This window comes from Streptomyces sp. NPDC002690 (assembly GCF_053592415.1).
In genome coordinates this window covers 1-8,243 of record NZ_JBSFVR010000328.1, presented here as the reverse complement: position 1 = coordinate 8,243, position 8,243 = coordinate 1, and the positions used below count along the sequence as shown (strand labels likewise).

Annotated in this window: 10 protein-coding genes; 4 read left to right on the top strand and 6 right to left on the bottom strand. The window is 72.2% G+C overall.

Annotation, left to right across the window (positions count from 1 at the left end):
- Positions 1 to 51: 51 nt before the first annotated feature.
- From ACWD3D_RS29235 to ACWD3D_RS29210, 6 genes are all read right to left on the bottom strand, one after another.
- Complete coding sequence (locus tag ACWD3D_RS29235) at positions 52 to 456, bottom strand: CBS domain-containing protein (RefSeq protein WP_451463776.1); 405 nt, start codon at positions 454 to 456, stop codon at positions 52 to 54.
- 205 nt (positions 457 to 661) lie between these two features.
- Entirely contained in the window at positions 662 to 1,462 is an 801-nt protein-coding gene (gene hisN / locus ACWD3D_RS29230; RefSeq protein WP_451463775.1) for a histidinol-phosphatase, read from the bottom strand.
- 78 nt (positions 1,463 to 1,540) lie between these two features.
- On the bottom strand, positions 1,541 to 1,864 hold the full coding sequence (locus tag ACWD3D_RS29225; protein WP_266708903.1) for a DMT family transporter: 324 nt from the start codon (positions 1,862 to 1,864) through the stop codon (positions 1,541 to 1,543).
- A gap of 133 nt (positions 1,865 to 1,997) precedes the next feature.
- Positions 1,998 to 3,014: a ribosome small subunit-dependent GTPase A gene (gene rsgA / locus ACWD3D_RS29220; RefSeq protein WP_450771643.1), complete on the bottom strand. Its 1,017-nt coding sequence runs from the start codon at positions 3,012 to 3,014 to the stop codon at positions 1,998 to 2,000.
- Between the two features lie 3 nt (positions 3,015 to 3,017).
- The gene (gene aroA / locus ACWD3D_RS29215; protein ID WP_451463774.1) at positions 3,018 to 4,367 is read right to left on the bottom strand and encodes a 3-phosphoshikimate 1-carboxyvinyltransferase; all 1,350 of its coding nucleotides are present in this window, start codon (positions 4,365 to 4,367) and stop codon (positions 3,018 to 3,020) included.
- A gap of 184 nt (positions 4,368 to 4,551) precedes the next feature.
- Positions 4,552 to 5,265 carry a M50 family metallopeptidase gene (locus tag ACWD3D_RS29210; RefSeq protein ID WP_451463773.1) on the bottom strand — a complete coding sequence of 238 codons (714 nt, stop codon included), beginning with the start codon at positions 5,263 to 5,265 and terminating at the stop codon, positions 4,552 to 4,554.
- A 53-nt stretch (positions 5,266 to 5,318) separates the two neighbouring features.
- Here ACWD3D_RS29210 and ACWD3D_RS29205 point away from each other — a divergent pair, with 53 nt between their 5' ends.
- The 4 genes from ACWD3D_RS29205 (at position 5,319) to rsrA (ending at position 8,173) form a co-directional block, all read left to right on the top strand.
- Positions 5,319 to 6,134, top strand: coding sequence for an SOS response-associated peptidase (locus ACWD3D_RS29205; protein ID WP_451463772.1), 816 nt, complete (start codon positions 5,319 to 5,321; stop codon positions 6,132 to 6,134).
- Positions 6,135 to 6,178: 44 nt separating this feature from the next.
- The gene (locus ACWD3D_RS29200) at positions 6,179 to 6,838 is read left to right on the top strand and encodes an alpha/beta hydrolase family protein (protein WP_451463771.1); all 660 of its coding nucleotides are present in this window, start codon (positions 6,179 to 6,181) and stop codon (positions 6,836 to 6,838) included.
- A 361-nt stretch (positions 6,839 to 7,199) separates the two neighbouring features.
- Entirely contained in the window at positions 7,200 to 7,856 is a 657-nt protein-coding gene (locus ACWD3D_RS29195; protein WP_266708915.1) for a sigma-70 family RNA polymerase sigma factor, read from the top strand.
- On the top strand, positions 7,853 to 8,173 hold the full coding sequence (gene rsrA / locus ACWD3D_RS29190) for a mycothiol system anti-sigma-R factor (protein ID WP_451463770.1): 321 nt from the start codon (positions 7,853 to 7,855) through the stop codon (positions 8,171 to 8,173). Before ACWD3D_RS29195 ends, rsrA begins: the two co-directional genes overlap by 4 nt.
- The last annotated feature ends 70 nt before the right edge of the window (positions 8,174 to 8,243 follow it).

Below are 8,243 nucleotides of genomic sequence, written 5' to 3'. Positions count from 1 at the left end.
CACGCGCGGTGTCCGGCCCGTCCCGCCGTTCGGGCGCCCCGGGAGGCTCGCTCAGCCGGCCAGCTCGACCTGATGACGGCGGCGCACCGGGGCCCAGCAGCGGATGATGTCGCGGACCGACACCAGGCCCACCGGGCCGTCCTCGTTCAGCACGATCAGGTGCCGGAACCCGCCGTGCGTCATGGCCTCGGCGGCCTCTTCCAGGGTCCAGGCGGGGGCGGCGAAGACCACGTCCGTGGTGGTGTGGCCGGAGACGTACTCGCGGTCCGGGTCCTGGCCCAGGCCGACCGCGTCGAGGATGTCGCGTTCGGTGATGATGCCGAATCCGCAGGTGTCCGGATCATGGACGACGGCGGCCCCGACGCGGCGGGCCGACATCAGCGCGGCTGCCTGACGGAGTGTGTGGGTGGGGCCGATGGTGAGCACCACGGTGGTCATGGCGTCTCGGACCAGCATGAGGGGGCACCTCCTTGGTGGACCGGCCGGAAAGTGAGCCGATTCACAAGTTCACAAGCGGGGGTTTCAGGATGACACCCAGCCCGTGACCCGACAAGAGGTGCGCGAGGCAGCCACAGGGCGTGCGCGCGCACCCTCCTCGCGCCCCGGGCGCCCTTGGCGCTCCGCCGGCCGGGTCGGCACCCCGGCCGGGACGGCGCAGTCGTCAGTAACGCTGGTTGAGATAGCCCAGCAGCTCGTCGTGGAGCAGGCCGTTCGACGCCGCCGCGTTGCCGCCGCCCGGGCCGGGGACGCCGTCCAGGCCGGTGAAGCTGCCGCCGGCCTCCTGCACCACGATCGCGGTGGCCGCCATGTCCCAGAGCGAGAGTTCGGGCTCCGCGCACATGTCCACGGCCCCCTCGGCGACCATCATGTACGACCAGAAGTCGCCGTAACCCCGCGTCCGCCAGCAAGCCCGCGACAGGTCGAGGAAACCGTCCAGCCGGCCCTGCTCCTCCCAGCCGGTCAGCGAGGAGTACGCGAAGGAGGCGTCCGAGATCTGCCCGACCTTCGAGACCTCGATCCGGGTCGCGGAGGTGAGACTGCGCCCCGAGTACGCGCCGGACCCCTTCGCCGCCCACCAGCGCCTGCTCAGCGCCGGAGCGGAGACCACGCCGACCACCGGCTGGAAACCGTTCTCGCCCGCCTCCATCAGCGAGATCAGGGTCGCCCAGACAGGCACCCCGCGTACGTAGTTCTTCGTCCCGTCGATCGGGTCGATCACCCAGCGGCGGGGGCCTGTGCCCTCCAGCCCGTACTCCTCGCCCAGGATCGCGTCGCGCGGGCGGGCCCGGTGCAGATGGCCCCGGATCAGCTCCTCGGCCGCCTTGTCGGCCTCGCTCACCGGAGTCATGTCCGGTTTGGTCTCCACCTTGAGGTCGAGGGCCTTGAACCGGTCCATCGTCGCCGCGTCGGCGGCGTCCGCCAGTACGTGGGCGAGACGCAGATCATCGTGGTAGTCGGACATGCGGTCACAGTATCCAGCCTGGTCCGCGCGGGGCCACACGGCCCGGAGCCACCCGGTCGGCGGACACCTGCGCCGCGGTCAGTGCGCCGAGCCGGAGAGCTGGAGGCCGATCACGCCGATGATCACCAGCGAGATCGAGACGAGCTTGAGGACGGACACCACGTCGTCGAGGAAGATCATGCCGTAGATGGCCGTACCCGCTGCCCCGATACCGGTCCACACCGCGTAGGCCGGGCCCACGTCGAGCTTGCGCAGCGAGAGCGTCAGCAGGCCGAAGCTGGCGAGCGCGAACGCGGCGAACGCGATCGTCGGCCAGAGCCGGGTGAAACCGTGCGACAGCTTCAGACACACGGCGAAGCCGGTCTCCAGCAGCCCCGCGACCACGACCAGCAGCCACGCCATCGTCCGTAGTCCTCCGCGTCGGTCACCGGGTCCGTCTGCTCGCTGCGATTATGCCCCTACCACGCCCGTACGGTCGCAAACGTGCGCGAGTCGTGGCGGGCCCACGTGCGGGTGACGGTGGGCCCGGTCCCGCTCAGTCGCCCTCGCGCCGCTCGCGCGTCGCCAGCAGCCTGCGCAGTGAGTAGAGCCGCGCCGGATCGGCGTGCCCGCCGGCCACCCACGCGTCGAGCGCGCACTCCGGCGCGTTGTCGTCGTGGGTACAGCCGCGCGGGCAGTCCTCGGTGCCGGGCTGGAGGTCGGGGAACGCGTTGATGACCCGGGACGGGTCGATGTGGTGCAGCCCGAACGAGCGCACGCCCGGGGTGTCGACCACCCACCCCGCCCCGTCCGGCAACGGCAGCGCCAGCGCGGACGTGGTGGTGTGCCGGCCCCGCCCGGTGACCGCGTTGACATGGCCCGTCGTACGCCGCCGGTCCTCCGGCACCAGGGCGTTGACCAGCGTGGTCTTGCCGACCCCGGAGTGCCCGACGAAGGCGGTGATCTTGCCGTTCAGCTGCTCGCGCACCCGGTCGGCCGCGTCGCCGTTGGCCAGCTCGTCCCGGTTGGTGACGATGAACGGCACGCCCAGCGGGGTGTACGCCTCCAGGAGCTTGTCCGGGGAGGCCAGGTCGGACTTGGTCAGCACCAGGAGCGGAGTCAGTCCGCCGTCGTACGCGGCGACGAGGCACCGGTCGATCATGCGCGGGCGCGGCTCCGGGTCCGCGAGCGCCGTGACGATGGCGAGCTGGTCGGCGTTGGCCACCACCACCCGCTCGAACGGGTCGTCGTCGTCGGCGGTGCGCCGCAGCACCGAGCGGCGCTCGCCGATACGGACGATGCGCGCCAGGGTGTCCTTGTCGCCGGAGAGATCCCCGACGATCGACACGGTGTCCCCGACCACGGCTGCCTTGCGGCCCAGCTCGCGGGCCTTCATCGCGACGACCGTCCGCCCCTCGACGAGGCACGTCAGCCGGCCCCGGTCGACCGTGAGGACCATGCCGTCCTCGGCGTCCTCGTGCTTGGGCCGGGTGTGGGTGCGGGGGCGGTTGCCCTTGCGGTTCGGACGGACGCGGATGTCGTCCTCGTCGGGGTTCTTCCCGTAGCGGCGCATTCTCTAGGCTCCGGCACCGAGCATGCCGGTCCACATGTCCGGGAAGTCCGGCAAGGTCTTCGCGGTCGTCCCCACGTTCTCGATCTCCACCCCGGGCACCACCAGCCCGATGATCGCGCCCGCCGTCGCCATCCGGTGGTCGTCGTAGGTGTGGAACACCCCGCCGCGCAGCGGTCGCGGCCGGATGTGCAAGCCGTCCGCGGTCTCCGTGACGTCACCGCCGAGCTCGTTGATCTCCTTGGTGAGCGCCGCCAGCCGGTCCGTCTCGTGCAGCCGCAGATGGGCGACACCGCTCAGCGTGGAGGGGGAGTCGGCGAGCGCCGCGACGGCCGCGATGCCCGGCGTCAGCTCGCCGACCTCGCTGAGGTCCGCGTCGATGCCGTGGACGCGGCCCGACCCGGTGAAGGTGAGGCCCTGCGGCGTCAGCTCGCACGAACCGCCCATCGCCGTGAACAGCTCGCGCAGCGCGTCCCCGGGCTGCGTGGTGCGCTCCGGCCAGTCACGCACCGTGACGCGCCCGCCGGTCACCAGGGCGGCGGCCAGGAACGGCTGGGCGTTGGAGAGGTCGGGCTCGATCGTGAGGTCCCGGCCGAGCAGCGCGGAGGGGGCTACCCGCCAGACGTCCGGCTCGCCGCCCGTCTCGGGCTCGTCGACCCGGGCGCCGACCGCGCGCAGCATCTCCACCGTCATCCGGATGTGCGGCATCGACGGCAGGGACGAACCCACGTGCCGTACCTCCACGCCCTGGTTGAACCGGGGGGCGGAGAGCAGCAGCGCGGAGACGAACTGGGAGGAGGCGGAGGCGTCGATCCGTACCGGACCGCCCTCCAGCGCACCCGCGCCGTGCACGGTCAGCGGGAGCGAACCGCGCCCGCCGTCCTCGATCCGGGCGCCCAGCGCGCGCAGCGCGTCGATGACGCCGTGCAGCGGACGCTCGTACGAACGCGGGTCGCCGTCGAAGTGGACCGGGCCGTCCGCGAGGGTGGCGACGGGGGGCAGGAAGCGCATGACCGTACCGGCGTTGCCGACGTCGACCGTGACCGGGCCGCGCAGCCCGGCGGGAATGACCCGCCAGGCCTCACCCGTGACGTCCGGGTCGCCCGGTGCCGCCGCCGAACTCGACGACACGGTCTCCTCGATGCCGACGCCCATCGCGCGGAGCGCCTGGGCCATCAGCAGGGTGTCGCGCGAACGCAGCGGGCGGCGGAGCCAGCCGGGCTCGGCGGCGAGGGCCGCCAGGACCAGCGCGCGGTTGGTGACCGACTTGGAACCGGGCACGGTGACGGTCGCGTCGACGGGGCCGCTCGCGTGGGGGGCGGGCCAGAGGGCGGGGTGCGCGGAACTTTCGGTCATGCCTTCACTTTAGGCCCTGAGGGCCTGCCCGCCGTGCCGGGCGTGAGGGGCGGAGCACCGCACCTCACGCTGGTCCGGTTCGTGCCGGGTGCGAGGCCTGAGGGCCGGTCCGGCAGGGGGCTCCCCGACGGGCCGGGGGCCTCCCGGGGCGTGTCCCCCGCCGGGAGGCCCCGGATGGAGCCGGTCAGATCCCCAGCAGCCAGCGCCCGCCGCCGATGAGCGAGCAGAGCGACACCGCGTGGAAGAGGAACAGCCAGAGCCAGGCCGGAGCGTCCGTCAGCCGGGCCAGCTGGTCCGCGTCGGAGTCGGGAGCACCGCCGTGCCGCCGCTTGGACTGGAGCTCGAAGACCGGGCGTACCCCGCCCATCAGCAGGAACCAGACCACCGCGTACGCGAACGCCGACTGCACGGCGGCCGAGGTGAGCCAGGAGACCAGCAGGAAGAGGGAGCCCGTGAAGATCACGGTCAGCGCCCCGAACAGGTTGCGGATCATCACCAGCATCACCGCGAGCAACGCGGTGGCCAGCCACAGCAGCAGCGTGATGCGGCCGTTGGTCAGCAGCCAGGCGCCGCCCAGGCCGAGCAGCGACGGCGCGGTGTAGCCGGCGGCGGCGGTGAGGATCATGCCCATGCCGGTCGGCTTGCCCCGGCTGACGGTGAGCCCGCTGGTGTCCGAGTGCAGCCGGATACCGGAGAGCTTCCGGCCGGTGAGCAGGGCGATCAGCCCGTGGCCGCCCTCGTGCGCGATGGTGATCGAGTTACGGGTCAGCCGCCACAGCACGTTGGGGACGACGGCGACCAGCGCGGCGGTCGCCGTCACCACCACCAGCCACTGCTCCGGCGCGGGCTGGGTGCCGAACACCCGGTCCCACAGGGCGCCCAGTTCGTTGCTGTCCATTGCGGCTGGGACTCCTTGCGGCGGGGACGGGGTGTCGTGGCAGGCTGGCAGACATGTGCGGACGTTATGCGGCGAGCCGGCGGCCCGAGGACCTGACCGGACTCTTCCACGTGGAGCGGTGGGACCCGGAGGAGACCCTGGACCCCGACTGGAACGTGGCGCCGACCAAGGAGGTCTACGCCGTACTGGAGCGTCCTCTGAAAGACGCCGCGGACCGCCGTCCGGTTCGCCAGCTCCGTACCCTCAAGTGGGGCCTCGTACCCTCCTGGGCCAAGACGCCGGAGGGCGCCGCGCGGATGATCAACGCGCGCGCCGAGACCGTCCACGAGAAGCCCTCCTTCCGCAAGGCGTTCCTCCAGCGCCGCTGCATCCTCCCGGCCGACGGCTATTACGAGTGGATGACCGGCGTCGGCGAGCGGCAGCTGGAGGAGGCGGGGAAGAAGAAGCGGCCCCGCAAGCAGCCGTATTTCGTGACCCCCGCCGACGGGTCCGTCTTCGCGATGGCCGGGCTCTACGAGTTCTGGCGCGACGCCACCCTCCCGCCCGACCACCCCGGGGCGTGGTGGGTGACCTGCTCGGTGATCACCACCGAGGCGGAGACGACCCCGCTCGCCGTCGCCCCCGCCGAGGGCCCGTCCGCGCTCGCCGACATCCACCCCCGGATGCCGGTGATGCTGACGCCCGACCGCTGGGACGCCTGGCTCGACCCGGCGCGCACCGACAGCGAGGAGCTGCGCGCCCTGGTCGCCCCGCCCGAGGGCGGACTGATGCGCGCCTACCCCGTCGCCACCGCCGTCAGCAACGTCCGCAACAACGGGCCCGAACTCCAGGAGGAACTGGCCGCGCCCGAGGAGACCACGCTGTTCTGACGGCGGTGTGCCGACGGCGGGCCGGGCCCGGGCAGGATGGGCCCATGAACAGCGAACGAAGCACCCCGGGCGGGCGGCCCGTCCGTGTCGACACCCCGGCGGGGGAGGCCAGGATCACCTGGTTCCCCGCCGCCGGCGCCCGGCTGGTGCTCGCGCTGGGCCACGGGGCCGGCGGGGGCATCGAGGCGCGGGACCTGGCGGCCCTGGCCGCCGCCGTACCCGGATGCGGGGTGAGCGTCGCCCTGGTGGAGCAGCCCTGGCGGGTCGCGGGAAAGAAGGTCGCGCCCGCCCCGAAGACCCTGGACACCGGCTGGCGGGCGCTCTGGCCCGAGCTGACCGCCCCCGGAGTGCCGGTCGTCGCGGGCGGGCGCAGCGCCGGGGCGCGGGTCGCCTGCCGCACCGCCGGGGAGCTCGGCGCCCACGCCGTCCTCGCGCTGAGCTTCCCGCTGCACCCGCCGGGCAAGCCCGAGAAGTCCCGCGCCGACGAACTCCTGGGCACCGGAGTACCCACCCTGGTGGTGCAGGGCGGCAACGACCCCTTCGGCCGCCCCGCCGAATTCCCCTCCGGTACGTACGAGATGGCCGAGGTCCCGCACGGCGACCACGGCTTCGCGGTGCCCAAGCGGGCGGGACTGACGGAGGCCCAGGCCATGGAGGGCCTGACCGGGGCGGTCACCGGCTGGCTGGACCGGCTCCCGTCCTGAGCCCGGCGGAGTGGCCTCCCTCACACCCCGTCGCGGCCGTTCGGGCGCGGGGAATGCGGGCCGGGGGGCCGCTGTTGTTCGGTACATCGGCGCCCGGTACGCCGACGCGATCGGTACACCGGCACCTCCGGTACACCGGCACAAGTCTTCTGGTTGTGGAGAGGGAGTCCGTCGCATGGGTTCGACCATCTGCCCGCGTCGCTCGAACGCCGCGGATCTGGAGTGGACGGTGCTGCACGCGCCGACTACCGCTCCCGTGCGCACGCCGGGCGGGAGCGATCGACCGCACACGAGCAACCTTGGTCGACTATTCTCCGAGGCGAGCGGGTCCGGTTTCGGCCCCGCAACAGCGTTGGAGGAGGTGGGTCCGGTCACTGGTAACGACACAGGGACCGACGACGGCCGCCCGGAGGAGACGACGGACGAGCGGAACGCACGTTTCGAGCGGGACGCGCTCGTCTTTCTGGACCAGATGTACTCCGCGGCACTGCGCATGACGCGCAATCCCGCGGACGCCGAGGACCTGGTCCAGGAGACCTACGCGAAGGCGTACGGCTCCTTCCACCAGTTCCGTGAGGGCACCAACCTCAAGGCGTGGATGTACCGCATTCTCACCAATACCTTCATCAACTCGTACCGCAAGAAGCAGCGTGAGCCCCAGCGCAGCGCCGCCGAGGAGATCGAGGACTGGCAGCTGGCGCGGGCCGAGTCGCACATGTCGACCGGGCTGCGTTCGGCCGAGTCGCAGGCGCTCGACCACCTCCCGGACTCCGACGTGAAGTCGGCGCTCCAGGCGATCCCCGAGGAGTTCCGCATAGCGGTCTATCTCGCGGACGTCGAGGGCTTTGCCTACAAGGAGATCGCGGACATCATGGGGACTCCCATCGGTACGGTGATGTCCCGACTGCATCGTGGACGCCGTCAGTTGCGCGGCATGCTGGAGGACTACGCCCGCGAGCGCGGGCTGGTTCCCGCCGGCGCCGGTGAGTCGGACGATCGGAAAGGCTCGGCCTCATGAGCTGCGGAGAGCCGCACGAGACGGACTGCTCAGAGGTTCTCGACCATCTCTACGAGTTCCTCGACCACGAGATGCCCGAGGGCGACAGCACCAAGTTCGAGACGCACTTCGGTGAGTGCTCCCCGTGCCTGGAGAAGTACGGCCTGGAGCAGGCCGTGAAGAAGCTGGTCAAGCGCTGCTGCGGTCAGGACGATGTCCCGACCGACCTGCGCTCGAAGGTGATGGGACGGATCGACCTGATCCGTTCCGGCCAAGCCGTGCCGGACCAGGACGTGTCGCTGGGCGACACGGGCCGGCCGGCGGCCACGGCCGAATAGGTCCGCCGAGGACCGCACGCCCGGGAGGCGCACCGCCCGGGACGCCGTGCGCCGCCCCGGCCGTCCGGGG

Bases quoted from the DNA above. Each gene is read 5' to 3' on its own strand.
- aroA (WP_451463774.1), bottom strand. From the start codon at position 4,367: ATGACCGAAAGTTCCGCGCACCCCGCCCTCTGGCCCGCCCCCCACGCG.
- hisN (WP_451463775.1), bottom strand. From the start codon at position 1,462: ATGTCCGACTACCACGATGATCTGCGTCTCGCCCACGTACTGGCGGAC.
- ACWD3D_RS29225 (WP_266708903.1), bottom strand. From the start codon at position 1,864: ATGGCGTGGCTGCTGGTCGTGGTCGCGGGGCTGCTGGAGACCGGCTTC.
- ACWD3D_RS29200 (WP_451463771.1), top strand. From the start codon at position 6,179: ATGAACAGCGAACGAAGCACCCCGGGCGGGCGGCCCGTCCGTGTCGAC.
- ACWD3D_RS29235 (WP_451463776.1), bottom strand. From the start codon at position 456: ATGCTGGTCCGAGACGCCATGACCACCGTGGTGCTCACCATCGGCCCC.
- rsgA (WP_450771643.1), bottom strand. From the start codon at position 3,014: ATGCGCCGCTACGGGAAGAACCCCGACGAGGACGACATCCGCGTCCGT.
- rsrA (WP_451463770.1), top strand. From the start codon at position 7,853: ATGAGCTGCGGAGAGCCGCACGAGACGGACTGCTCAGAGGTTCTCGAC.
- ACWD3D_RS29210 (WP_451463773.1), bottom strand. From the start codon at position 5,265: ATGGACAGCAACGAACTGGGCGCCCTGTGGGACCGGGTGTTCGGCACC.
- ACWD3D_RS29205 (WP_451463772.1), top strand. From the start codon at position 5,319: ATGTGCGGACGTTATGCGGCGAGCCGGCGGCCCGAGGACCTGACCGGA.